The organism is Priestia sp. SIMBA_032 (assembly GCF_046535215.1).
In the GTDB taxonomy this organism is placed as follows: domain Bacteria; phylum Bacillota; class Bacilli; order Bacillales; family Bacillaceae_H; genus Priestia; species Priestia aryabhattai.
In genome coordinates, this window is record NZ_JAWRXD010001219.1 from 1 (window position 1) to 250 (window position 250).

Consider the following 250-nt stretch of genomic DNA (forward strand, 5'->3'; position numbering starts at 1 on the left):
TGGACTTGAGATGGGCGCGGACGATTATCTGGTCAAGCCCTTCGCTTTCGTCGAGTTGCTTGCGCGCGTGCGCACGCTCGCGCGACGCGGGCCGCCTCGCGAAAGCGAACTGATCAAGGTGAGCGATTTGGAAATGGACGTGAATCGCCGGCGAGTGAGGCGAGGAGGCACACGCATCGATCTCACTCCGCGTGAGTTTTCGTTGCTGCAACTGCTCGCACGCCGCCAAGGCGAGGTGCTGAGTCGCACC

At 62.4% G+C, this 250-nt stretch carries 1 protein-coding gene; it reads left to right on the forward strand.

Annotation, left to right across the window (positions count from 1 at the left end; genetic code table 11):
• Positions 1 to 10 precede the first annotated feature (10 nt).
• A partial coding sequence (locus tag SB717_RS38205; protein WP_486360814.1) for a winged helix-turn-helix domain-containing protein occupies positions 11 to 250 on the forward strand: 240 nt, incomplete at its 3' end.